Below are 23217 nucleotides of genomic sequence, written 5' to 3' on the forward strand. Positions count from 1 at the left end.
CGCGGGCCGCCCGCGAAGCGGACCCAGCCTAGAGCCTCACGCCCGGGAGCCGGCCGAGCGCCCGACCAGGCCGGCCCGCGCGAGCACGAGGTAGAGCTCGCAGCCCAGGCAGAGGCCGAACACGGCGTTGAGGAAGGCGGCGAGGAAGGCGACGGCCGCGGCGACCGGAACCGATCCCGGGACGCCGGCGACGTGCAGGAGGACGCCGGTGCCGGTCACCACCAGGCCGATCAGCTGGGCGAAGCGCGGCGGGCGGGCGTCCTCCCACTCGCGCGGCGGTGCCAGGTGCGGCCGGACCACCCGGCGGAACAGCACCGCCCAGGGGCCGGAGCCGACGCCGCGCGCGGCCGACCAGGCGAAGAGGGCGGCGAGCGCGAGCAGCAGGAGGAAGCCGGGCTGGGAGAGCCGGCCGTCGAGGTCGGCCCGGGCCGGGGCCGCGAGCCCGAGGCCCACGGCCGTGAGGAGGAGTGCGGCGGTGACTCCGGCGGCGACCCTCGGGCCGCGGGGATCGACTGTGCCGGACGGGGGAGTGGCGCCGGTGGTGGAGGGGGAGCGGGTGCTCATCATGTCTCCTGGAGTCGGTCGAGCTCGATGGTCAGGGCGGCCCGGGTCGGAGCGCCGCCGACGCGGCTGCGCGGCACTCCGTCTCGATCGAGCAGGAGGAGCGTGGGCGTCTGCCGGACGCGGAAGCGCGCCGCGAGGTCGGGGCGGTGCGTCAGATCGACGTCGAGGTGCGCCAGCCCGGGCCGCTGCTGGGCGAGCTCCCCGAGCATCCGTCGCACTGCAGGGCACCGCGTGCAGACGTCGGTCGAGAACTGCACGACTGTGGCCCGGGTCCCGAGCACTGCGCCGGGGACGAGCTCGCCGGGGTCGATCGCGGGGTCCTGGCGCGAGGGGGCGCTCGCGACGCGCCCGGAGCGGGCCCGATGGACAGCCCCGAGGACGACGCCCAGCACGACGAGGCCGAGCAGTGCGGCGAGGATCGTCACGGGCTCCATCAGGGAAGCGTAGGTCGGCGCGGGCGCTGCGCGGACGACTGTTTCGGGATGTGACGACGGCCGCGGTCGGAGCGTGGTCTAGGTTCGATCCGTGACCGAACAGAGCAGCCTCAGCGCAGACCCGAGTAGTCCCGTCTTCCGCAGTGATGTCGTCGTCGAGCTGGTCCGCGCGAGCGCCCACGACTCCGACGTGCTGTTCGCGGCCCGCGTCTCGACCCAGGGCGAGAAGACGCTCGCCGAGGCGCTCGACGGCGAGGAGTCCGACGCCGAGCTGCAGCGCAAGCGCGACCGCGGCCTGATCAACTACCTCATGCGCGACCGCCACGGCTCGCCGTTCGAGCACAACTCGATGACCTTCTACGTGCAGGCGCCGATCTTCGTCTTCCGCGAGTTCATGCGGCACCGCATCGCCTCCTACAACGAGGAGTCGGGCCGCTACCGCGAGCTCCGTCCGGTCTTCTACGTGCCCGGCCCCCGCCGCAACCTCGTGCAGGTCGGCAAGCCCGGCGCCTACTCCTTCGAGCCCGGCACCGCGGAGCAGGCCGAGCTCGTCGCCGAGGAGACGCGCCGCGTCAGCACGCAGGCCTACGAGTCGTACCGGCGGATGCTCGGCGAGGGCGTCGCCCGCGAGGTCGCCCGGATCGTCCTCCCGCTGAACATCTACTCGTCGATGTACGTCACGCTCAACGCCCGCTCGCTGATGAACTTCCTCTCCCTGCGCACCAAGCGCGAGGACTCGACGTTCCCCTCCTTCCCGCAGCGCGAGATCGAGATGGCGGCCGAGCAGATGGAGACGCACTTCCAGGAGCTGATGCCCCTCACGGCCGCCGCCTTCACAGCGAACGGCCGCGTCGCTCCGTAGCCCGCCGCCCGGCGAGGACGAGCGGGCCGTCCCGCCCGATCCGCCTGCTGCCGTCCGCGCGGGCGGCTCCGGGAACCTCCTCCCGGCGGCGCGGCGGCGACCCGCTACCCTGGCAGCGTGTCAACTCCGGAGAATCCCTTCGGCCAGGTCCTGGTCGCCCTGGTCACCCCGTTCACCGCCGACGGCGAGGTCGACTGGCCCGGTGTCGAGAAGCACATCGACGACTGCATCGCAGCGGGCGCGGACGGCATCGTGGTCACCGGGACCACGGGCGAGACCAGCACCCTGACCGACCCGGAGAAGATCCGCCTCGTCGAGGTCGGCCGCTCGGTCGCCGGGGGCCGCGCCAAGATCATCACGGGAGGCGGCTCGAACGAGACCGCCCACGCCATGCAGCTCGCCCGTCAGAGCGAGAAGGCCGGCGCCGACGGCAACATGATCGTCACCCCGTACTACAACAAGCCCACGCAGGCGGGCGTGCTCACCCACTTCCGGATGATCGCGGATGCGACGGACCTGCCGGTGATCCTCTACGACATCCCCGGCCGCACCGGCGTGCCGATCCGCTACGAGACGATCCTGCGGGCGGCCAAGCACCCGAACATCCTGGCCGTGAAGGACGCGAAGGGCGATCTCTCCGAGGTCAGCCGCGTGCTCAACCAGACCGACCTGATGTACTTCTGCGGCGACGACGCGAACGTGCTCCCCGAGCTCGCCATCGGCGCCACGGGGCTCATCGGCGTCACCGCGAACATCGCCGCCGCGCCGTACCGCACGATCGTCGACGCCGTGAACGCGGGCGACCTCCACGCGGCCACCCGCGCGCACCAGCAGCTCGAGCCGCTCGTGCGCGCCGTGATGACGCACGTCCCCGGGACCGTCGCCGCGAAGTACATCCTGCACGGCCTCGGCCGCATCTCCTCGCCGCGCGTGCGGCTGCCCCTGGTCGGCCCGGAGGAGTCGGAGGCGGCGCTCATCGAGGACGAGCTCGGCCTGGTCCGCGACATCCCGGGCGTCGACTTCCGCAACTTCCGGCCCGACCGCAACGCCGCGGCCGGCGGCGCCCTCCCGAAGGTCGCCGGCACCACCCGCTGAGCCCGAGCGGCACGTCCCGAGAAAGCACCGCTGGAGAAGGAGGGCGCATGCCCGGTCCCGTGATCATCCCCGCCCCGCTCGCTCCGGGAACGCTCCGGATCATCCCCCTCGGCGGCCTCGGCGAGATCGGCCGCAACATGACCGTCTTCGAGATCGACGGCAGGCTCCTGGTCGTCGACTGCGGCGTGCTCTTCCCGGAGGAGGACCAGCCGGGCGTCGACCTGATCCTCCCGGACTTCACGCCCATCCGGGACAGGCTCGACGACATCGTCGGAGTGGTCCTCACCCACGGCCACGAGGACCACATCGGCGCCGTCCCCTACCTGCTCCTCCTGAAGCGCGACATCCCGCTGATCGGGTCCACCCTCACGCTCGCCCTCGTCGAGGCGAAGCTCAAGGAGCACCGGATCACGCCGTACACGCTCACGGTGAAGGAGGGCGACGTCGAGAACCTCGGGCCCTTCGAGCTCGAGTTCGTCGCCGTGAACCACTCGATCCCGGACGCGCTGGCCGTGTCGATCGTCACCGACGCCGGCTCGGTGCTGCACACCGGCGACTTCAAGATGGACCAGCTGCCGCTCGACGGCCGGATCACCGACCTGCGCGCCTTCGCCCGCCTCGGCGAGGAGGGCGTCGATCTGTTCATGGTCGACTCCACCAACGCCGACGTCCCCGGCTTCACGCCGAGCGAGCGCGACATCGGCCCGGTCATCGAGAGCGTCATGGCCAGGGCGACCCGCCGCGTCATCGTCGCGAGCTTCTCCAGCCACGTGCACCGGGTGCAGCAGGTGCTCGACGCGGCCCACGCCACGGGCCGCCGCGTGGCGCTGCTCGGCCGCTCCATGGTCCGCAACATGCGCATCGCCGCGGATCTCGGCTACCTGCACGTCCCTCCGGGAGTCCTGGTCGACATGAAGAAGTCGGGCGATGTCCCCGAGGACAGGATCGTCTACATGTCCACCGGGTCGCAGGGCGAGCCGATGGCCGTCCTCAGCCGGATGGCCAACCTCGATCACCAGATCGAGCCGGGGGAGGGCGACACCGTGATCCTCGCCTCCAGCCTCATCCCCGGCAACGAGAACGCGGTGTACCGGGTCATCAACGGGCTCACCCGGCTCGGAGCGACCGTCGTGCACAAGGGCAACGCGAAGGTGCACGTGTCCGGGCACGCCGCGGCCGGCGAGCTCCTCTACTGCTACAACATCCTCAAGCCGCTGAACGTGATGCCGGTGCACGGCGAGTACCGGCACCTGGTCGCGAACGCGCAGCTCGCGCGCGAGACCGGGATCGCGGAGGAGAACACGATCATCGCCGAGGACGGCACCGTGATCGACCTGCTCGACGGCAGGGCGACCGTCGTCGGACGGCTCGACCTGGGGTTCGTCTACGTCGACGGATCGTCGGTGGGCGAGATCACGGACGCCGACCTCAAGGACCGGCGGATCCTCGGCGAGGAGGGCTTCATCTCGATCATCGTGGTGGTCGAGGCGGGCACGGGGCGGATCGTCGTCGGCCCCGAGATCCACGCGAAGGGCTTCGCGGAGGACGACAGCGTCTTCGACGAGGTCAAGCCGCGGATCGCGGCCGCGCTCGAGGAGGCGGTGCGGAACGGGGCGAGCGACCAGCACGCGCTGTCGCAGGCCGTCCGTCGCGTCGTCGGCCGCTGGGTCAACACCTCCTACCGCCGCCGGCCCATGATCGTGCCGCTCGTCATCGAGGCCTGAGCCTCCCGGCCGGCGGCGGATCGGCGCCGGCCGTCGCGGCGCGGGTCACCGGCCCTGACGGGGGCGGCGGGTACGGTGGCCTCATGGCGACCAGTACCAAGACGACCTCGCGCGGGCGCGGCAGCGCGACTCCGCGCTCCGGCGCGCCGCGATCCGGCCGGGGCTCGGGCAAGGCGGCCGCCGAGACGAAGGCGGTGGCCTTCGAGTCCGCCCCGCGCACCAACCCCGCCGTGCGGCTCTGGATGGCGCTGGCCCACCTCGCGGGCGGCGCCGCGCGCGCCCTCGGTCCCGAGCGGCTGGCGAAGGAGGAGCGCCGCGACGGCGTCCCCTTCCTGCTGCTGCTGCTGGCCGTCGCGGGCGCGGTCGTCGAGTGGTTCCTCGCGACCGACCCGGTCGCCCTGGTGCTCGACGCGTGGAGCTTCGGCGGCTTCTTCGGCCGGGTCGCCTACGTGCTGCCGGTCGTCCTTCTCCTCTTCTCCCTCTGGCTCTTCCGGCACCCCCGGTCCGTCGACGACAACGGGCGGATCGGCGTGGGCGTCATCACGCTGCTCGTCGCCTCCGCCGGCATCTGCCACGCGCACCTCGGCCTGCCGCAGCCCGGCCAGGGAATCGAGACCATGGCGGCAGCGGGAGGCGTCCTCGGCTGGCTGGTGGGCGCCCCGCTCGCGGCGATCGCCACCGTCCCCGGCGCGACCGTGCTGCTGTCGCTCGTGATCCTGCTGTCGCTGTTCATCATCACCAAGACCCCGCCGAACCGCATCGGCGCGCGCTCGCGGGAGCTCTACGGCTACCTCTTCGGCGCCCCCGTGCTCGACGACGAGGAGCGCGCCCGCCTCAAGGCCGAGCGGGCCGCCGCGAAGGCCGCGGCGAAGGCGGAGGCCGAGCAGGAGGAGGATGCGCAGCAGGACGGCGGAGAGCTGCCCTGGTGGCGGCGCACCGAGTCCGGGCGCGAGGACGAGCCGACCGTGCAGACCGAGCTCCCGATCGACTCCTTCACCGAGGTCATCGAGGGCGCCGCGCCGGCCCGCGGCCGCGCGAAGGGCTTCGACACCGCGCTCGAGGAGCGCGACGACGAGGCCCACCCGCCGACCCGCTCCTACGCCACCGAGGTGCTGGCCGAGGCCGAGACCGCCGAGGCGGCGCTCGCCCGCTTCGAGCAGACGGGCGCTCCCCGCGGCGCGACCGGCGTGGTCGACGACGACGCGACCGAGGTCATCCGGCTCGACCGCCTCGACGTGGCGCCCGCCGTCCCGATCCCGCCCGTCATCGAGACCGGCCCGATCGCGCCCCTCGCCGAGGCGGACCCGACCGCCGGTTTCGACTCCTCGTTCGAGGACGACGCGCCGTACCGCCTCCCTTCGGCGGCCGCCCTCTCGACGGGCACGCCCTCCAAGGCGCGCTCGGCGGCCAACGACGAGATGGTCCGCGCCATCACCGAGGTGCTGCAGCAGTTCAACGTGGACGCGACGGTCACCGGCTTCTCCCGCGGCCCGACCGTCACCCGCTACGAGATCGAGCTCGGCCCCGGCGTCAAGGTCGAGCGCGTCACCGCGCTCAGCAAGAACCTCTCCTACGCCGTCGCCAGCAACGAGGTCCGGATCCTCTCCCCGATCCCGGGCAAGAGCGCGATCGGCGTCGAGATCCCCAACACGGACCGCGAGATCGTCTCGCTGGGCGACGTCCTCCGCTCGCCGGCCTCGACGACGTCCACGCACCCGATGACCATCGGCGTCGGCAAGGACGTCGAGGGCGGCTACGTCGTGGCGAACCTCGCCAAGATGCCGCACCTCCTGGTCGCCGGCTCCACCGGCTCCGGCAAGTCCAGCTTCGTCAACTCGATGATCACGAGCCTGCTGATGCGCGCGCGCCCGCAGGACGTGCGCATGGTCCTGATCGACCCCAAGCGCGTGGAGCTCACCATCTACGGCGGAGTGCCGCACCTGATCACTCCGATCATCACGAACCCCAAGAAGGCCGCCGAGGCGCTGCAGTGGGTCGTGAAGGAGATGGACATGCGCTACGACGACCTGGCGTCGTTCGGGTTCCGCCACATCGACGACTTCAACGCGGCCGTCCGCGCCGACGAGATCAAGCTCCCCGCGGGCAGCAGCCGCGTCCTCAAGCCGTACCCGTACCTCCTCGTGGTGGTCGACGAGCTCGCCGACCTGATGATGGTCGCCCCGCGCGACGTCGAGGACTCGATCGTGCGCATCACCCAGCTCGCGCGCGCCTCGGGCATCCACCTCGTGCTGGCCACGCAGCGGCCGAGCGTCGACGTGGTGACCGGCCTCATCAAGGCGAACGTGCCCAGCCGCCTCGCCTTCGCGGTGACCAGCGTGACCGACTCGCGGGTCATCCTCGACCAGCCGGGAGCCGACAAGCTCATCGGGCAGGGCGACGGCCTCTTCCTCCCCATGGGCACCAACAAGCCGATGCGCGTCCAGGGCGCCTGGGTCCGCGAGGACGAGATCGCGAAGGTCGTCGAGCACGTCACCCGTCAGGCGCAGCCCGAGTACCGCCAGGACATCACCGTGCAGGCGCAGCGCAAGGAGATCGACTCCGACATCGGGGACGACCTCGAGCTGCTGGTCGCGGCGGCCGAGCTCGTCGTCAGCACGCAGTTCGGCTCGACCTCGATGCTGCAGCGCAAGCTCCGCGTCGGCTTCGCCAAGGCCGGCCGACTGATGGACCTGCTCGAGTCGCGCGAGGTCGTCGGCCCCTCCGAGGGGTCGAAGGCCCGCGACGTGCTGGTCACCGCCGAGCAGCTGCCGGGCGTCCTCGCGCGGATGCGCGGCGAGGACCCGGGCGAGGGGCCGGCCGCGCCGTCCTCGGTCGCCCCGGACCCGTACGCGGATCCGCTGGCCGAGCCGACGGGGCCCGCCGCCACCGACTACCACGACGACGACGAGGGGTCCGGCGAGGACGCCTGGACGCTGACGGGACGCGAGTGACCGTCCCGGTCGCCCGCACTGCGAGGAACGGCGGAGCACGATGACCCACCCCACCGCACCGGCTCCGGCCGCGTCGGGCAACTGGAACCTGCCGAACGCGATCACGGTCGTCCGGATCCTGCTGGCGCCCGTCTTCTTCTGGCTCCTGCTGGCCGACGGGGGGCAGGACGGCGGGATCCGGATCGCCGCGGCGCTCCTCTTCATCGTCGCGATCGCCACGGACGGCATCGACGGGCACATCGCCCGGAGCCGGGGCCTCGTGACCGATCTCGGCAAGCTCCTGGATCCGATCGCCGACAAGGTGCTCACCGGCGCGGCGCTCGTCGGGCTCTCGATCCTCGCGGAGCTGCCGTGGTGGGTGACGATCGTCATCCTGGTGCGCGAGATCGGCATCACCGTGTTCCGGATGGCCGTGCTCTCGGACCGGGTGATCCCCGCGTCGCGGGGCGGCAAGCTCAAGACGATCGTGCAGTCGATCGCGATCTCCCTCGCTCTGCTGCCGCTCTGGGCCGTCCTCGGCGAGTGGGTCCACTGGCTGAACGGCATCACGATGACGGCGGCGGTGGTGCTCACGGTCGCCACCGGGATCGACTACCTCGCCGACGCCGCCCGCCAGAGCCGGGCCGCCCGGTCGACGCGGTGACGGCCGCGCAGCTGATCGCCGAGCTCCGGCGGCGGGGTGTCGACCTCGCCGTCGCGGAGTCCCTCACCGGCGGCGCGCTCAGCTCCGCCCTCGTGGAGGTGCCCGGCGCCTCCGCCGTGTACCGCGGGGGAGTGGTGAGCTATGCCACCGACCTCAAGGACCGGCTCCTCGGGGTCGACGCGCGCGTCCTCGGCGAGCGGGGTCCCGTCGATCCCGGAGTCGCCGTGCAGATGGCGCGCGGAGCGTCCTCGCGGCTCGCAGCCGACGGGCGTCCGACGCTCGGCCTGGCGACCACGGGGGTCGCCGGTCCGGATCCGCAGGGGGACACGGCCGTCGGCACCGTCTTCGTGGCGGCCGTCCTCGGCGAGGACGAGCTCGTCCGTGAGCACCGGTTCGACGGCGACCGCGCCGCGATCCGCGCCGCCTCGGTCGACGCGGCCCTCGCCCTCGGCGCGGAGCTGATCTCCCGGGGGGCATGAGGCGGATACCCAGCGAGGGCCCTCCGGGAATCGGAATGCGCCGCATTGCGGCCCGGTTACAACTGGTGTCGCTCACACGCAAAGTCCAGTCATCCGGTATTAGAGTCGACACCATACGAACCGGGTAGTGAACAGCTATCCGGTTCTCTCGTCCCAGCCCCCCGATCACCCGCTCCGGAATCTCCGGCGCTCGTGCTCGCGGTGCAGGTGCACGACATGCGGTTGACGTGGAGAAGGAGGGTCCAGTGGTTCTAGTTCGTCAGGAGATCGGCGATGTCCTCAGGGACTTTCGCCTGCAGAAAGGTCGTACGCTCCGTCAGGTGGCGAGCAAGGCGAGCGTTGCGCTCGGCTACCTGAGCGAGGTCGAACGCGGTCAGAAGGAGGCCTCCTCGGAGATCCTCGCCTCTGTCGCCGACGCCCTCGACACCCCCATCTCGGTGATCATGCGCGAGGTCGGCGATCGTCTCGCCGTCATCGAGGGCATCGACACCATCCCCGACACCATCCCGGCCGATATGGTCGCCGGCTTCGACGCGGACCTCGTCACGCAGTAGTCGGCCCCCGTCCCCTCCACTCACCGCACCCGCTCCACGCGAAGGGCGCCCAGGCTCCGGCCGGGCGCCCTTCGGCGTTCCCGGGGGAGTGCGGCCTCCGGGCAGCGGCTACCGTGGACGCATGCGCTTGAGCGAGTTCCGGCAGCTGGTGGACGACGAGTTCGGCGGCGCCTACGCCCGTGTCCTGGTCTCGGACCTCGTGCTGACCGAGCTCGGGGGCCGCACAGCCGAGCGCGCCCTCGCGGACGGAGCGGAGCCGCGCGAGGTCTGGCTCGCCCTCTGCCGCGCCAACGACGTCCCGGAGGCCCGGTGGCACGGCGTGGATCCGCGGAAGCGCCACCGCTGACGCTCCCGTCGCCGAAGCCGTGTTCGACACGCCGACGGCTCGTGCTCGAATCCGTGTTCGAACGGGTCTAGGCTCCTCCACAGAAGCAGGAACGGCCCCGTCTCCACGGAGTCGCTCTCGCTCGGCCCCGATGTCGGTGGTCGGGCGTACCGTCGGAGACACCTGAACGGACCTGCTTCACCGCCTTGTCGCAGCCGGCCGGCACTGTCACTCCGACAGCCACCGGCATGTCGCGACAGCCTGTAGGCGACACCACCACGAACACGAGAGCGAGACGGCCATGCCCAGTTCCTCCGACCGCGAGAAGTCCCTCGAGACCGCACTCGCCCAGATCGACCGCCAGTTCGGCAAGGGCGCCGTCATGCGCCTTGGAAGCGACGACCGCGCTCCCGTCGAGGTGATCCAGACCGGTTCGATCGCGCTCGACGTCGCGCTCGGGATCGGCGGGCTCCCCCGCGGCCGCATCGTCGAGATCTACGGCCCCGAGTCCTCCGGAAAGACAACCCTCACGCTGCACGCGATCGCGAACGCGCAGCGCAACGGCGGCATCGCCGCCTTCATCGACGCGGAGCACGCGCTCGACCCCGAGTACGCCAAGAAGCTCGGCGTCGACATCGACTCCCTCCTCGTGTCGCAGCCCGACACCGGAGAGCAGGCGCTCGAGATCGCCGACATGCTCGTGCGCTCGGGCTCGATCGACCTCATCGTGATCGACTCCGTCGCGGCCCTCGTGCCGCGTGCCGAGATCGAGGGCGAGATGGGCGACTCCCACGTCGGCCTGCAGGCGCGCCTCATGTCCCAGGCGCTGCGCAAGCTGACCGGCGGACTGAACACCACGAACACCACGATGATCTTCATCAACCAGCTGCGCGAGAAGATCGGCGTCTTCTTCGGAAGTCCCGAGACCACGGCGGGCGGCAAGGCGCTCAAGTTCTACGCGTCGGTCCGCCTCGACATCCGCCGCATCGAGACGCTGAAGGACGGCACCGACGCGGTCGGCAACCGCACCCGCGTCAAGGTCGTGAAGAACAAGATGGCCCCGCCCTTCAAGCAGGCCGAGTTCGACATCCTCTACGGCGTCGGCATCTCCCGCGAGGGCAGCCTGATCGACTTCGGTGTCGAGCACGAGATCGTCCGCAAGTCGGGCGCCTGGTACACCTACGATGGCGACCAGCTCGGCCAGGGCAAGGAGAAGGCGCGCCAGTTCCTCATCGACAACGCCGATGTGGCCGCTGAGATCGAGAAGCGCATCCTGGTGAAGCTCGGCGTGATCGTCGACCCGAACGCGGCCGTCGAGGCCGCGCCGGTCGCGATCGAGACCAAGCAGCCCGTGCGCAAGGGCGCCTAGCCCGTGGCGGAGAAGGCCGCGGAGGGGGCGAAGGGCCGCCCCGTGGCCTTCCTGCCCTGGGTCGACCGGGGTGCGGCGGGCGACGAGGGCTGGGCTCCGGCGGCGCCGGCCGCCGACGGGGCCGGGTCGCTTCCGGAGCCGTCCGGAGCCGGGACGCCGCGTACCAGTGCGCCCGGGACGGTCGGAGGAGAGTCGGGAGGCTCGGCCGTCGGCGGCGCCGCGTCTCCGGCCTCCGAGCGGATCGCCGAGCTCTCGGCTCATGTCGCCCGGCGCGCGCCGGCGTTCGTCGAGAACGCGGACGACGAGGACGACGACGACGCGATCGAGATCCCGGAGGAGATCGATCCCGAGCAGGTCGCGGATCGGATCGTACGGGGGCTCTCCCGCAAGAGCCTCTCGGTCGCCGAGGTCGAGGCGCGCCTTTACACGGAGGGCGTCGCCGAGAAGGACGCCCTCGAGATCCTCGAGCGCTTCACGCGCTTCGGCTACCTCGACGACCTCCGCATGGCGGAGCAGCTGGTCGTCTCGCTCCGCGACCGCAAGAAGCTCGGCCGCTCCTCCATCCAGCAGGAGCTGCGCGCGCGGAAGATCGACCCCGAGGCGATCGCGTCAGCGCTCGACGAGCTGGACGGCGACGACGAGTACCGCACGGCGCTCGAGCTCGCGCGCAAGCGCCTGCCGAGCCTGCGCTCGCTCTCCGACGAGGTCGCCGAGCGCCGACTCACGGGATTCCTCGCGCGCCGCGGCTACGCCGGCGGACTCGTGCAGCGCGTCGTCCGCGAGACGATCCGGAAGCCGGGGTCGAGCGTCCGCTTCCGCTGACACGGCGGCCCGGGAGCGGTCCGACCGGAGCGTAGAATCCCACACCATGAGCACGCTCGGTACCGCCCCGTCGCCCGTCGCCGAGACCCGGCCGAGGACCTACGAGGTCCGTACGTTCGGGTGCCAGATGAACGTGCACGACTCCGAGCGGCTGAGCGGTTCGCTCGAGGCGGCGGGCTACGTGTCCGCCGATGGAGCCGAGGCCGACGTCGTCGTGATCAACACCTGCGCGGTGCGCGAGAACGCCGACAACAAGCTCTACGGCAACCTCGGCCACCTCGCGTCGGTGAAGCGCCGCCACGAGGGGATGCAGATCGCGGTCGGCGGCTGTCTCGCGCAGAAGGACAAGAACGTCATCCTCGACCGTGCCCCGTGGGTCGACGTGGTCTTCGGCACGCACAACATGGGCGCCCTCCCCAGCCTGCTCGAGCGCGCCCGCCACAACGACGAGGCGCAGCTCGAGATCCTCGAATCGCTCGATGTCTTCCCCTCCACGCTCCCCACGAAGCGCGACTCGACCTACAGCGGCTGGGTCTCGATCTCGGTCGGCTGCAACAACACCTGCACCTTCTGCATCGTCCCCTCGCTCCGCGGCAAGGAGAAGGACCGGCGCCCCGGCGACGTGCTCGCCGAGATCCAGGCGCTCGTGGACGACGGCGCGATCGAGGTCACCCTTCTCGGCCAGAACGTGAACTCCTACGGCGTCGAGTTCGGCGATCGCCAGGCGTTCTCGAAGCTGCTCCGCGCGGCGGGCACCATCGACGGGCTCGAGCGGATCCGCTTCACGAGCCCCCATCCCGCGGCCTTCACCGACGACGTGATCGACGCCATGGCCGAGACGCCGGCGGTGATGCCGCAGCTGCACATGCCGCTCCAATCCGGCTCCGACCGCGTCCTCAAGGCGATGCGCCGCTCCTACCGCTCCGAGAAGTTCCTCGGGATCCTCGACCGGGTGCGCGATCGCATCCCGCACGCGGCGATCAGCACCGACATCATCGTGGGCTTCCCCGGCGAGACGGAGGCCGACTTCCAGGAGACCCTGCGGGTGGTCGAGGCGGCCCGCTTCGCCTCCGCCTTCACCTTCCAGTACTCCATCCGGCCCGGCACCCCGGCCGCGACGCTGCCCGACCAGATCCCCAAGGCGGTCGTCCAGGAGCGTTACGAGCGGCTCGTCGCCCTGCAGGACGCGATCAGCGAGCAGGAGAACCGCGCAGTCGTCGGCCGAGAGGTCGAGGTCCTCGTCGCGACCGGCGAGGGCCGTCGCGACACGGAGACGCACCGGCTGAGCGGACGCGCCGAGGACAGCCGTCTGGTGCACTTCGACGTGCCCGAGGGCTCCGAGCAGCCGCGTCCCGGAGACGTGGTCTCCGTCCGGGTCACCCGTGCCGCCCCCTTCTACCTCCTGGCGGATTCGCCCGACGGCGCGCCGCTCCGCATCCGCCACACCCGCGCGGGCGACGCCTGGGACCGGGCGCAGACCGAGTCCTGCGGAGTTCCGGCCGCCCCGGGCGGGAGCGGGGCGCCCCGGGTCTCGCTGGGCCTGCCGTCGCTGCGCGTGCGCGACGCCGGCACGCTGACGACGCCGATCTACGACGCCCTCGATGGCGAGCGCTGAGACCGGAGCCCCCGATACCGCGCCGGAGCTCATCGCGGTCGTCGGCGCGACCGGCACGGGCAAGTCCGACCTCTCGCTCGAGCTCGCCGAGGCGATCCGGCAGGACGGCGGCGCCGCTGAGATCGTGAACGCCGACGCGATGCAGCTCTACCGCGGGATGGACATCGGCACCGCGAAGCTGCCCGCCGACGAGCGTCGGGGCGTCCCGCACCACCTGCTCGACGTCCTCGACGTGACGGAGGAGGCGTCGGTCGCCCGCTACCAGAGCGAGGCGCGGCGCGTGATCGAGAGCGTGCTGGCGCGCGGGGCGACGCCGATCCTCGTCGGAGGCTCCGGTCTGTACGTCTCCAGCGTCGTCTTCGAGTTCTCGTTCGCGGGCACCGACCCGGCCGTCCGGCGCCGGCTCGAGGAGACCGCCGAGCGGGAGGGCCTGGGCGCCCTCGTCGAGCGGTTGCGCCGGATCGACGCCGGAGTGGCCGAGCGGATCGGTCCGCACAACGCCCGGCGCATCGTCCGCGCGCTCGAGATCGCGGAGCTCACCGGCGGGAGCACGCACAGCGCGCTGATGTCCGACGAGCCGGTTCCGTGGCGCCCCGCCTCTGTCCTGTTCCTCGAGGCTCCGCGGGAGGAGCTGGTGCAGCGCCTCGACCGGCGGGTGGAGCGGATGTGGGCGGCCGGGATGCTCGACGAGGTCGAGCGGCTCGTCCCCCTCGGCCTGGAGCGCGGCGTCACAGCCGGGCGGGCCATCGGGTACGCCCAGGCGCTCGCCCAGCGTGCCGGCGTCCTCCGCGAGGAGGAGGCGATCGCGGCGACGCAGGCGCTCACGCGCCGCTACGCACGTCGGCAGAACAGCTGGTTCCGGCGCTACGCCGGCGCCCACCGGCTCCCGTACGACGCGCCGGACCTGGTGTCGCGGGCGCACGCCGCCGCCCAGGCCGCCGCTCCCGCTCCTCGCTAGGCTGTGCGCCATGACGATCGAGCTGCACTTCACCAAGGGCCAGGGCACCGGCAACGACTTCGTGCTCTTCAGCGACCCGGACGGTGAGGTCGACCTCTCGCCCGCGCAGATCGCGATGATCTGCGACCGCCACTTCGGCGTCGGCGCCGACGGCGTCATCCGTGCCGTCCGCTCCCGCGCGATCCCGGAGGGCGCCGCGGCTCTGGCCGAGGAGAGCGAGGCGGAGTGGTTCATGGATTACCGCAACGCCGACGGCTCGATCGCCGAGATGTGCGGCAACGGCATCCGCGTCTACGCCGCGTTCCTGCTCGCGGGCGGCCTCGCGGCGCTCGAGCCCGGCGACACCCTGCCGATCGGCACCCGCGCCGGCGTCCGCGACGTCACCCGCAGCGGTGCCGGGTTCCAGGTCGACCTCGGCCGCTGGGAGCTGGCGGGCGGCGAGCCCCTGGTGCGGGCGAAGGAGCTCAAGGTCGCGCGCCCCGGTCTCGGGATCGACCTCGGCAATCCGCACGTGGTCGTCGCCCTCAGCATCGACGAGGAGCTCGACTCCGCCGACCTCTCCTACATCCCGCAGCTCGACCCGGAGCTCGAGGACGGCGCGAACGTCGAGTTCGTGGTTCCCGGCGAGCCCCTGGTCCACGACGGGATCGGGCGGATCCGGATGCGCGTGCACGAGCGCGGCAGCGGCGAGACCCTGAGCTGCGGCACGGGTGCCGCGGCGGCGGCACTGGCGGTGCGCTACTGGGCGGGAGCGCGCGCTCCGCAGGCCTGGCGCGTGGAGGTCCCGGGCGGCACGCTCGGCGTGACGATGTTCGCGGCGGAGGAGGGCGAGCACGTCGGGCTCTCCGGCCCGGCCGACCTCGTCTTCACCGGGACGATCCGGATCGACTGAGGACCCGGTCAGGCCAGGCGGGTCGTCCGCAGCACGCGGAAGCCCTTCGCCGAGGAGACGCGCTCCACGTCGAGCCGCCCGGCGAACGCGGCGCCCAGCCAGGTCTGGAGCGAGTCGGAGCCGAGGTTGCGCTGCACGACGAGCCAGGCGTCCGCGCCCTCCTCGAGCCGCGGCAGCCAGCGTTCGAGCAGGAGGTGCAGCTCCTCCTTGCCGATGCGGATCGGCGGGTTCGACCACACGGTGCGGAAGCGGACGTCGTCGGGAACATCCTCGGGCAGCACGGCGTTGACATTAAGGACGCCGAGTTCCTCGCAGTTGCGACGGACCAGCTCGAGCGCCCGCTGGTTGACGTCGACCGCCCACACCCGGGCGTCGGGGGAGGCGAGGGCGAGCGCGAGGGCGATCGGGCCCCAGCCGCAGCCGAGGTCCAGCAGGTCCCCGTCAGCGGGGGCGTCGGGCACCGCGTCCAGCAGGACGCGTGTGCCGAGATCGACGTGACCGGGGCTGAACACCCCTCCTGCCGTCGTGACCTCGAGGTCGCGGCCGGCCAGGCGGGCCTGGATCCTGCGGGGCCGGAGGTCGCCGTCGGGAGTACTCGAGAAGTAGTGCTCGGCGGCCATGAGAAGTGAACCTATCAAGACCTGAGGAGTTAGTGTTATCCGGATGACGGAAGACCTGAACGAGACCGACACGACCGAGGCCGTGGACGTCGTCTCGAGGGTCCTGGCGAACGCGCAGTCGCGTTCGGCAGGGTACTCGCGCTTCGTCGCGGGTGGAGCCCAGGCGCTGCAGAGCGCCGGCCACGAGGGCGAGAACAGCGACGGCGAGCAGTTCGACCGCGACGACCGGCAGGCGCTGCGACGCGTCGCCGGCCTCTCGACCGAGCTCGAGGACGTCACGGAGGTCGAGTACCGCCAGCTGCGCCTGGAGAACGTCGTGCTCATCGGCGTGTACTCGCAGAATTCGCTGGAGGACGCGGAGAACTCGTTGCACGAGCTCGCCGCGCTCGCGGAGACGGCGGGAGCGACGGTCCTCGACGGCCTGCTCCAGCGCCGCCCGCACCCCGATCCGAGCACCTACCTCGGCAAGGGCAAGGCCCAGGAGCTCGCGGGGCTCGTCGCGGCCCTCGGCGCGGACACGGTCGTCGCCGACACCGAGCTCGCACCGAGCCAGCGGCGTGCGCTGGAGGACGTGGTGAAGGTCAAGGTGATCGACCGCACCGCGGTGATCCTCGACATCTTCAGCCAGCACGCGAAGAGCCGTGAGGGCAAGGCGCAGGTCGAGCTCGCGCAGCTCGAGTACCTGCTCCCGCGACTGCGCGGCTGGGGCGAGTCCATGTCCCGCCAGGCCGGCGGCCAGGTGGGCGCGGGAGCCGGAATGGGCTCGCGCGGTCCGGGTGAGACGAAGATCGAGCTCGATCGTCGCCGCATCCACACCCGCATGGCGCGCCTGCGCAAGCAGATCACGGCGATGAAGCCCGCCCGCGAGGCCAAGCGCGCGAACCGCAAGCGCAACGCCGTCCCCTCGGTGGCGATCGCGGGGTACACGAACGCCGGCAAGTCGAGCCTGCTGAACCGGATGACGCACGCGGGCGTCCTCGTCGAGAACTCGCTCTTCGCGACCCTCGACGCCACCGTTCGCAAGGCCCAGACGAAGGACGGGCGCCTCTACACGCTCGCCGACACGGTCGGCTTCGTGCGAGCGCTTCCGCACCAGCTCGTCGAGGCCTTCCGGTCGACGCTCGAGGAGGTCGCGGACTCCGATGTGATCGTCCACGTCGTGGACGCCTCCCACCCCGATCCGGCCGGGCAGATCGCCACCGTGCGCGACGTGATCGGCGAGGTGGGCGCCCGCAGCATCCCCGAGATCATCGCCTTCAACAAGGCCGATCTGGTGGACGAGGGCACGCGGCTGGTGCTGCGCGGTCTCGCTCCCGACGCGGTCTTCGTGTCGGCGCGCAGCGGCGAGGGCATCGACGAGCTGGAGGCGCGGATCGCCGAGATCCTGCCCGAGCCGGACGTCGAGATCGACCTGCTCGTGCCGTACGACCGTGGCGACGTGATCTCGCATCTGCACCGCAGCGGCCGGATCCTGTCGACGCAGTACGTCGAGGGCGGCACCCACGTGGTCGCCCTCGTGCACGCCGATCTGGCGGGCTCGCTCACCGAGTTCGCGGTTCCGCGCGCGGCCGTCCAGGCCTGATCGCCACCACCCGAGCGCCCGTCTCCCCGTCAGGGAGGCGGGCGCTCGGCGCATCCGGGAGGGGGTGCGGCGACCCGCACCACCGACCGGCGGCGGCCGGAGGGTTCGGCGACGGGGTTTCGGCGGCCCTCCTCCGCCTTCCCGTGACCGCGACGGAGGGGCGCGCGCCCCGATCGCCGGTGCCCGTCGAACGCAGGAGGGGCCCGGCCGGCTGCACGCCGGTCGGGCCCCTCCTGCACGCCCGGTGTCAGACCGAGCGCAGGACCGCCACGATCTTCCCGAGCACCTCTGCCTCGTCGCCGAGGATCGGCTCGAAGTTGGAGTTGCGGGGCAGCAGCCAGGTGTGGCCGTCGCGCTGGCGCAGCACCTTGACGGTGGCCTCGCCGTCGAGCATGGCCGCCACGATCTCGCCGTTCTCGGCGGTGCGCTGCGAGCGGACCACGACCCAGTCGCCGTCGCAGATCGCGGCGTCGATCATCGACTCGCCGACGACCTTGAGCATGAAGAGCTCGCCCTTGCCGACGAGCTGCCGGGGAAGCGGGAACACCTCGTCGATCTGCTGGTCGGCCATGATCGGCACGCCCGCCGCGATCCGGCCGACGAGGGGGACCATCGCCGCGTCGCCGACCGTCGCGGTCGACTCGAACGACCCGTCGTCCTCCGTCGAGCTGGGGACGTCGATGAGGATCTCGAGGGCGCGGGGCCGGTTCGGGTCGCGGCGCAGGTAGCCGCTGAGCTCGAGCTGGTTGAGCTGGTGGGTGACGCTCGACAGCGAGGCGAGGCCGACCGCGTCGCCGATCTCGCGCATGCTCGGCGGGTAGCCGCGGCTCGACACCGAGCGCTGGATCGCGTCGAGGATCGCGAGCTGCTTGGCGCTCAGGCTCTTCCGGCGCCGGCCTGCGGCCGCCTTCGTCTTGGCGGCCGGGGTCCCGGCCCTCTGCGCGTCGCTCACGATGCTCCCTCTTCCCGGTGCGCACGCCGCGTGCGCGCCCGCCCGGTCGCGACCCGACAAGGAATGTCGGTGGTCGCTGCTGTACTACGACCAGGCTCTCGAAACTGTATCCGCCGGAACTCCCGACTCGGAACATTCGTTCGAGTGTGTCGCGCGCAAGTCCGCACGCGGATCAGCCGGAACGGTCCCTTGACCGCTCCGCTGTTCGAAGATATGTTCGGTACAGGCGTTCGGGGCGGCCCTCCCGGCCGAGGGCCTCTCCGAATCCCTGTTGAAAGGAGCGATCCCATGACCGCACAGCTCACCTCCCGCCCGCTGCAGCGCTCGTCCGCGGCCCGGCCCGTCGAGGTCCTGCCGTCCGCTTCCGAGCCGATGAACGCGTTCGGCGAGGCGCGGATCGTCCGCACCCGTCTCCGCCTCACGCGCCGCGGCCGCGCCGTGGTGGCCGCTCTGGGAGCCCTGCCGATCGTCGCGGGTGCCTTCGCCTTCGGGCTCAACGGCGGTGGAGCGGTCGCGTCGAGCGACGCCGCTGCAGTCGAGTTCCAGTACGTCACCGTCCACGCGGGCGAGTCGCTCTGGTTGCTCGCCGAGGAGCTCGCCCCGCAGGCGGACCCGCGCGACGTGGTCGACGACATCCTCTCCCTCAACCAGCTCTCGAGCGCGGGCGTCGAGCCCGGGCAGCGCCTCGCCGTCCCGGCCGAGTACGACACCGCTCGCTGAGCCGGGCTGCCCGGTCGTCCGCGTCGGGCGCTTCGCTACCATTCCCTGGTGACGACTCTCGACGACCTGCCCCTCCGCGACGACCTCCGAGGCAAGCACCCGTACGGCGCACCCCAGGCGGTCGTGCCCGTCGCCCTCAACGTCAACGAGAACACCCACCCGGTCCCGGACGATGTGATCGCCGACATCGTCGGGCGGGTCTCGGAGGCGCTGCGCACCGTCAACCGGTACCCCGACCGCGAGTTCCGAGAGCTGCGCGACTCCCTCGCCGGCTACCTCGGTCACGGGCTCACCGCGGAAGGCGTGTGGGCTGCGAACGGATCGAACGAGGTGCTCCAGCACGTCCTTCAGGCGTTCGGCGGTCCCGGGCGCTCGCTGCTGGGGTTCGCGCCCACCTACTCGATGTACTCGATCCTCGCGTCGGGGAGCGGAGCGGAGTGGATCCCCGCTCCGCGCGAGGCGGAGTTCGAGATCGGAGCCGAGTACGCCGCGGAGCAGGTGCGCCGGGCCCGGCCCGACATCGTCTTCCTCTGCGCGCCGAACAACCCGACCGGGACGCCGCTCGACCTCGCCGTGATCGAGGCGGTCTACGACGCGACCGACGGCATCGTCGTCGTCGACGAAGCGTACGCCGAGTTCGCCGGCAGGGGCGCGCCCACCGCGCTGAGCCTCCTCCCCGGGCGACCGCGCCTGCTCGTGTCCCGCACCATGAGCAAGGCCTTCGCCTTCGCCGGTGTCCGCCTGGGCTACCTCGCCGCCGACCCCGCGGTGATCGACGCGCTCCGCCTCGTCCGCCTCCCGTACCACCTGTCGGCCCTCACCCAGGCCGCCGCGACCGCCGCCCTCGCTCACGCCGACGAGATGCTCGCCATGGTCGGCGAGATCATCGTGCAGCGCGACCGGATGATCGACGGACTGCGCGCCCTCGGCTACCGCCCGTACACGACCGGCAGCAACTTCGTCCTCTTCGGCGGCGTCGCGGATCCGGCCGCCGTGTTCGAGGGCCTGCTCGCCCGCGGCGTGCTCATCCGCGACGTCGGCATCCCGAACCACCTCCGCGTCAGCGCCGGCACCGAGGAGGAGACGACCGCGTTCCTCGAGGCGCTCGCCTCCCTCCCCGCACCGTCGGCCGACCCCGCGGTGGCGCTTTCGCGCGAGTAGAGGTCCGCCCTGGGTCGGTGACGCGGCGCGAATAGACTGGGAGGCATGACCTCCCCGAGCGCCGCACCCGGGCGCACCGCCTCCCTCAGCCGTGCCACCAGCGAGTCGAGCATCGAGCTCTCCCTCGACCTCGACGGCACGGGCGTCGCCGATCTCGAGACCGGCGTGCCCTTCTTCGACCACCTGCTGACGGCGTTCGCGAAGCATTCGCTCACGGACCTGCGCGTTCGGGCCCGCGGCGACATCGAGATCGACATCCACCACACCGCGGAGGACATCGGCATCGTGCTCGGCACGGCCATCCGACAGGCTCTCGGCGACAAGGCCGGGATCTCCCGCTTCGGCGACGCGCTCGTCCCCCTCGACGAGGCGCTCGTGCAGGCCGTCGTCGACATCTCGGGGCGCCCCTACCTCGTGCACACCGGCGAGCCGGAGGGCTTCGCGCTGCACCTGATCGGCGGCCACTTCACCGGGTCGATGGTGCGCCACGTCTTCGAGGCGATCGCGTTCAACGCCGGCCTCACCGTGCACGTCACGGTGCTCGGCGGCAGGGACCCGCACCACATCGCCGAAGCGGAGTTCAAGGCGTTCGCCCGCGCCTTCCGTCAGGCCAAGGCCCTCGACCCGCTCGTCTCCGGCGTGCCGTCGACGAAGGGCGCGCTGTGAGCTCGGCCCGCCCCTCCGTCGTGGTCTACGACTACGGCTCGGGGAACGTGCACTCCGCCGTCAAGGCGCTCGAGCTCGCCGGGGCCGACGTCGAGCTGACGGGGGACCGGCAGCGGGCGCTGGAGGCGGACGGCCTCCTCGTGCCCGGCGTCGGCGCCTTCGACGCCGTGATGTCGGCGCTGACCCGCGCCCGCGGCGGCGAGATCATCGAGAAGCGCCTCGCCGGCGGGCGCCCCGTCCTGGGCATCTGCGTCGGGATGCAGGTGCTCTTCGAGCGCGGCGTCGAGCGCGGGGTCGAGAGCGAGGGCCTGGGCGAGTGGCCGGGGACGGTGGACCTCCTCCCGGCCGAGGTCGTCCCGCACATGGGCTGGAACACCGTCTCCGCTCCCGAGGGCTCGGTGCTCTTCGACGGCATCGCCGAGGAGCGCTTCTACTTCGTGCACTCCTACGGCGCCCGCGAGTGGTCGCTCGACGTGATGCCCCCGTTCCCGCGTCCCGCGGTCACCTGGGCCGATCACGGAGGCCCCTTCATCGCCGCGGTCGAGAACGGGCCGCTCTCGGCCACGCAGTTCCACCCCGAGAAGTCGGGGGCCGCCGGGCTCCGGCTGCTGGCCAATTGGCTGGGCACCCTCCGCACGAACTAGGATCGGCCGGTGGTCGGCGCCTCCAGGGGCCGGCACCGGCTCCGAGACTGAGGATGACGATGAGCGAGTTCACCAAGGCCCCGGGCCTGGTCCTCCTGCCCGCGATCGACGTGGCGGGCGGCAGGGCCGTGCGGCTCACGCAGGGCGAGGCCGGGACCGAGACCAACTACGGCGACCCGATCGACGCCGCGGGCGACTGGGCCGACCAGGGCGCGGAGTGGATCCACCTCGTCGACCTCGACGCCGCCTTCGGCCGCGGCGACAACCACGGCATCATGAAGAAGGTCATCCGGCAGGTGAAGGGCGTCAACGTCGAGCTCTCCGGCGGGATCCGCGACGACCGCAGCCTCGAGTCCGCGCTGAGCGCCGGCGCGAAGCGCATCAACCTCGGCACCGCGGCGCTCGAGAACCCCGAGTGGGCCGCGAGCGTCATCGCGCAGTACGGCGACCAGATCGCCATCGGTCTCGACGTCCGGGGCACCACGCTCGCCGCGCGCGGCTGGACCAAGGAGGGCGGCGACCTCTGGCAGGTCCTCGACCGCCTGGAGGAGGCCGGCTGCACCCGCTACGTCGTCACCGACGTCACGAAGGACGGCACGCTCAAGGGCCCGAACCTCGAGCTCCTCGAGCAGGTCATGGCCCGCACCCACCGCCCCGTGATCGCCTCGGGCGGCATCTCGAACCTCGACGACATCGCCGCTCTGCGCGACCTCGTGCCCCAGGGGCTCGAGGGCGCGATCGTCGGCAAGGCGCTGTACGCGGGCGCGTTCACGCTCGCGGAGGCCCTGGATGTCGCATCCGAGTGAGCCCCGCCCGCTCCCGGCGCATCTGACCGACTCGGCCGGCACCCCCTGGGCGGGCCGGCACTTCGAGCCGAGCGCAGCGCCGGAGGACGACGGAAGCGCCCCGGAGGCGCTGGTCGCCGCGCTCGAGTCCTTCGCCGGTGGCACTCGCGGCCCGGAGGCCGTGGTCGACGCGATCCGCACGTCCCGCCTGCTCATCCCGCTGGTCGCCCGCCTCGGCGAGGAGGCGGAGGGGGTCGGGGGACTCCGGGCGGACAAGACGCAGGAGCTCGCGATCGTCACGGTCGCCGGACCCGACGGCCGCACGGTGCTCCCTGTCTTCAGCGGCGTCGAGAGCATGCGCCGATGGGACCCGGCCGCCCGTCCCGTCCCGGTCGACGGGCGCCGTGCGGCCCTGGCGGCCGTCGCGGAGGGCACCGAGGTGATGGTCCTCGACCCCGCGTCCGAGCGGGAGTTCGCGGTCCGGCGCCCGGCGCTCTGGGCGATCGCGGAGGGCGGCGACTGGCGGCCGGCCCCCGCCGATGCGGAGGTGCTCCGGGCTCTGCGCGCGGCTGCGGAGGGGGAGCGGGCGGTCGCCTCGCTCGAGGTGCGCGCGGGAGACCCGGAGCAGCGCCTCGCGGGCCCCGAGCTCGTGGTGGTCCTGAGCCTGCGCCCGGGGCTCGATCAGGACGCGCTCGGCGCCCTCGTCGCGCGCCTGGGGGAGCGGTGGGCGGCCGACGAGACCGTCGCGCAGCGCGTCGACTCGATGACGCTGCAGCTCGCCGCCGCCCACTGACCCCCGA

Annotated in this window: 24 protein-coding genes; 20 read left to right on the plus strand and 4 right to left on the minus strand. The window is 72.2% G+C overall.

Annotated elements, in window-relative coordinates:
• Positions 1-36: 36 nt before the first annotated feature.
• Both C5C50_RS02295 and C5C50_RS02300 read right to left on the minus strand, forming a co-directional pair.
• The gene (locus tag C5C50_RS02295; protein ID WP_104224466.1) at positions 37-564 is read right to left on the minus strand and encodes a DUF4395 domain-containing protein; all 528 of its coding nucleotides are present in this window, start codon (positions 562-564) and stop codon (positions 37-39) included.
• Positions 564-998, minus strand: coding sequence for a thioredoxin family protein (locus C5C50_RS02300; RefSeq protein ID WP_104233266.1), 435 nt, complete (start codon positions 996-998; stop codon positions 564-566). The genes C5C50_RS02295 and C5C50_RS02300 overlap by 1 nt, the downstream gene beginning before the upstream one ends.
• Before the next feature lie 91 nt (positions 999-1089).
• Here C5C50_RS02300 and thyX point away from each other — a divergent pair, with 91 nt between their 5' ends.
• The 13 genes from thyX to dapF all read left to right on the plus strand — a co-directional run bounded on the left by thyX (position 1090) and on the right by dapF (position 15287).
• Positions 1090-1860, plus strand: coding sequence for an FAD-dependent thymidylate synthase (gene thyX / locus C5C50_RS02305; RefSeq protein ID WP_104226301.1), 771 nt, complete (start codon positions 1090-1092; stop codon positions 1858-1860).
• A gap of 117 nt (positions 1861-1977) precedes the next feature.
• A complete protein-coding gene (gene dapA / locus C5C50_RS02310; protein ID WP_104224469.1) occupies positions 1978-2955 on the plus strand; it encodes a 4-hydroxy-tetrahydrodipicolinate synthase in 978 nt (325 codons plus the stop codon).
• 47 nt (positions 2956-3002) lie between these two features.
• On the plus strand, positions 3003-4679 hold the full coding sequence (locus C5C50_RS02315; protein ID WP_104272754.1) for a ribonuclease J: 1677 nt from the start codon (positions 3003-3005) through the stop codon (positions 4677-4679).
• Between the two features lie 83 nt (positions 4680-4762).
• A complete protein-coding gene (locus C5C50_RS02320) occupies positions 4763-7630 on the plus strand; it encodes a DNA translocase FtsK (protein WP_104272755.1) in 2868 nt (955 codons plus the stop codon).
• Positions 7631-7670: 40 nt separating this feature from the next.
• Entirely contained in the window at positions 7671-8273 is a 603-nt protein-coding gene (gene pgsA / locus C5C50_RS02325) for a CDP-diacylglycerol--glycerol-3-phosphate 3-phosphatidyltransferase (protein ID WP_104226303.1), read from the plus strand.
• On the plus strand, positions 8270-8752 hold the full coding sequence (locus C5C50_RS02330; RefSeq protein WP_104262712.1) for a CinA family protein: 483 nt from the start codon (positions 8270-8272) through the stop codon (positions 8750-8752). The genes pgsA and C5C50_RS02330 overlap by 4 nt, the downstream gene beginning before the upstream one ends.
• Before the next feature lie 245 nt (positions 8753-8997).
• Positions 8998-9306 carry a helix-turn-helix domain-containing protein gene (locus C5C50_RS02335; protein WP_068207524.1) on the plus strand — a complete coding sequence of 103 codons (309 nt, stop codon included), beginning with the start codon at positions 8998-9000 and terminating at the stop codon, positions 9304-9306.
• A 121-nt stretch (positions 9307-9427) separates the two neighbouring features.
• Positions 9428-9652 carry a DUF3046 domain-containing protein gene (locus C5C50_RS02340; protein WP_104224474.1) on the plus strand — a complete coding sequence of 75 codons (225 nt, stop codon included), beginning with the start codon at positions 9428-9430 and terminating at the stop codon, positions 9650-9652.
• 280 nt (positions 9653-9932) lie between these two features.
• The gene (gene recA, locus C5C50_RS02345; RefSeq protein ID WP_104262713.1) at positions 9933-11000 is read left to right on the plus strand and encodes a recombinase RecA; all 1068 of its coding nucleotides are present in this window, start codon (positions 9933-9935) and stop codon (positions 10998-11000) included.
• 42 nt (positions 11001-11042) lie between these two features.
• Positions 11043-11822 carry a regulatory protein RecX gene (locus C5C50_RS02350; protein WP_146085844.1) on the plus strand — a complete coding sequence of 260 codons (780 nt, stop codon included), beginning with the start codon at positions 11043-11045 and terminating at the stop codon, positions 11820-11822.
• Between the two features lie 46 nt (positions 11823-11868).
• A complete protein-coding gene (gene miaB, locus C5C50_RS02355; protein ID WP_104272757.1) occupies positions 11869-13437 on the plus strand; it encodes a tRNA (N6-isopentenyl adenosine(37)-C2)-methylthiotransferase MiaB in 1569 nt (522 codons plus the stop codon).
• Entirely contained in the window at positions 13424-14395 is a 972-nt protein-coding gene (miaA, locus tag C5C50_RS02360) for a tRNA (adenosine(37)-N6)-dimethylallyltransferase MiaA (protein ID WP_104272758.1), read from the plus strand. The genes miaB and miaA overlap by 14 nt, the downstream gene beginning before the upstream one ends.
• A gap of 10 nt (positions 14396-14405) precedes the next feature.
• Complete coding sequence (gene dapF / locus C5C50_RS02365) at positions 14406-15287, plus strand: diaminopimelate epimerase (protein ID WP_104272759.1); 882 nt, start codon at positions 14406-14408, stop codon at positions 15285-15287.
• A gap of 8 nt (positions 15288-15295) precedes the next feature.
• On the opposite strand, the gene C5C50_RS02370 is transcribed toward dapF, so the two are convergent.
• Positions 15296-15907, minus strand: a complete 612-nt coding sequence (locus C5C50_RS02370; protein WP_104224480.1) for a class I SAM-dependent methyltransferase — start codon at positions 15905-15907, stop codon at positions 15296-15298.
• A gap of 43 nt (positions 15908-15950) precedes the next feature.
• Here C5C50_RS02370 and hflX point away from each other — a divergent pair, with 43 nt between their 5' ends.
• Positions 15951-17489, plus strand: coding sequence for a GTPase HflX (gene hflX, locus C5C50_RS02375; protein ID WP_104224481.1), 1539 nt, complete (start codon positions 15951-15953; stop codon positions 17487-17489).
• Positions 17490-17736: 247 nt separating this feature from the next.
• On the opposite strand, the gene lexA is transcribed toward hflX, so the two are convergent.
• Complete coding sequence (gene lexA / locus C5C50_RS02380; RefSeq protein ID WP_104224482.1) at positions 17737-18441, minus strand: transcriptional repressor LexA; 705 nt, start codon at positions 18439-18441, stop codon at positions 17737-17739.
• A 288-nt stretch (positions 18442-18729) separates the two neighbouring features.
• On the opposite strand from lexA, the gene C5C50_RS02385 reads away from it, so the two are divergent.
• Genes C5C50_RS02385 through C5C50_RS02410 form a run of 6 tightly spaced genes read left to right on the plus strand, consistent with a single transcriptional unit; the run spans position 18730 to position 23210 of the window.
• On the plus strand, positions 18730-19161 hold the full coding sequence (locus tag C5C50_RS02385; protein WP_308471005.1) for a LysM peptidoglycan-binding domain-containing protein: 432 nt from the start codon (positions 18730-18732) through the stop codon (positions 19159-19161).
• A 48-nt stretch (positions 19162-19209) separates the two neighbouring features.
• Complete coding sequence (locus tag C5C50_RS02390) at positions 19210-20322, plus strand: histidinol-phosphate transaminase (protein WP_181133875.1); 1113 nt, start codon at positions 19210-19212, stop codon at positions 20320-20322.
• A gap of 45 nt (positions 20323-20367) precedes the next feature.
• The gene (gene hisB / locus C5C50_RS02395; RefSeq protein WP_104224484.1) at positions 20368-20988 is read left to right on the plus strand and encodes an imidazoleglycerol-phosphate dehydratase HisB; all 621 of its coding nucleotides are present in this window, start codon (positions 20368-20370) and stop codon (positions 20986-20988) included.
• Positions 20985-21632: an imidazole glycerol phosphate synthase subunit HisH gene (hisH, locus tag C5C50_RS02400; RefSeq protein ID WP_104224485.1), complete on the plus strand. Its 648-nt coding sequence runs from the start codon at positions 20985-20987 to the stop codon at positions 21630-21632. Before hisB ends, hisH begins: the two co-directional genes overlap by 4 nt.
• Before the next feature lie 59 nt (positions 21633-21691).
• Positions 21692-22438, plus strand: a complete 747-nt coding sequence (gene priA, locus C5C50_RS02405) for a bifunctional 1-(5-phosphoribosyl)-5-((5-phosphoribosylamino)methylideneamino)imidazole-4-carboxamide isomerase/phosphoribosylanthranilate isomerase PriA (protein ID WP_104272761.1) — start codon at positions 21692-21694, stop codon at positions 22436-22438.
• On the plus strand, positions 22422-23210 hold the full coding sequence (locus tag C5C50_RS02410; protein WP_104224486.1) for an SseB family protein: 789 nt from the start codon (positions 22422-22424) through the stop codon (positions 23208-23210). Before priA ends, C5C50_RS02410 begins: the two co-directional genes overlap by 17 nt.
• Positions 23211-23217: the final 7 nt, after the last annotated feature.

This window comes from Rathayibacter sp. AY1D9 (genome assembly GCF_002932395.1).
GTDB lineage: Bacteria > Actinomycetota > Actinomycetes > Actinomycetales > Microbacteriaceae > Rathayibacter.

Bases quoted from the DNA above. Each gene is read 5' to 3' on its own strand.
- C5C50_RS02295 (WP_104224466.1), bottom strand. From the start codon at position 564: ATGAGCACCCGCTCCCCCTCCACCACCGGCGCCACTCCCCCGTCCGGC.
- C5C50_RS02300 (WP_104233266.1), bottom strand. From the start codon at position 998: ATGGAGCCCGTGACGATCCTCGCCGCACTGCTCGGCCTCGTCGTGCTG.
- C5C50_RS02315 (WP_104272754.1), top strand. From the start codon at position 3,003: ATGCCCGGTCCCGTGATCATCCCCGCCCCGCTCGCTCCGGGAACGCTC.
- C5C50_RS02320 (WP_104272755.1), top strand. From the start codon at position 4,763: ATGGCGACCAGTACCAAGACGACCTCGCGCGGGCGCGGCAGCGCGACT.
- pgsA (WP_104226303.1), top strand. From the start codon at position 7,671: ATGACCCACCCCACCGCACCGGCTCCGGCCGCGTCGGGCAACTGGAAC.
- C5C50_RS02340 (WP_104224474.1), top strand. From the start codon at position 9,428: ATGCGCTTGAGCGAGTTCCGGCAGCTGGTGGACGACGAGTTCGGCGGC.
- recA (WP_104262713.1), top strand. From the start codon at position 9,933: ATGCCCAGTTCCTCCGACCGCGAGAAGTCCCTCGAGACCGCACTCGCC.
- miaB (WP_104272757.1), top strand. From the start codon at position 11,869: ATGAGCACGCTCGGTACCGCCCCGTCGCCCGTCGCCGAGACCCGGCCG.
- miaA (WP_104272758.1), top strand. From the start codon at position 13,424: ATGGCGAGCGCTGAGACCGGAGCCCCCGATACCGCGCCGGAGCTCATC.
- dapF (WP_104272759.1), top strand. From the start codon at position 14,406: ATGACGATCGAGCTGCACTTCACCAAGGGCCAGGGCACCGGCAACGAC.
- C5C50_RS02370 (WP_104224480.1), bottom strand. From the start codon at position 15,907: ATGGCCGCCGAGCACTACTTCTCGAGTACTCCCGACGGCGACCTCCGG.
- hflX (WP_104224481.1), top strand. From the start codon at position 15,951: ATGACGGAAGACCTGAACGAGACCGACACGACCGAGGCCGTGGACGTC.
- C5C50_RS02385 (WP_308471005.1), top strand. From the start codon at position 18,730: ATGACCGCACAGCTCACCTCCCGCCCGCTGCAGCGCTCGTCCGCGGCC.
- hisB (WP_104224484.1), top strand. From the start codon at position 20,368: ATGACCTCCCCGAGCGCCGCACCCGGGCGCACCGCCTCCCTCAGCCGT.
- priA (WP_104272761.1), top strand. From the start codon at position 21,692: ATGAGCGAGTTCACCAAGGCCCCGGGCCTGGTCCTCCTGCCCGCGATC.
- C5C50_RS02410 (WP_104224486.1), top strand. From the start codon at position 22,422: ATGTCGCATCCGAGTGAGCCCCGCCCGCTCCCGGCGCATCTGACCGAC.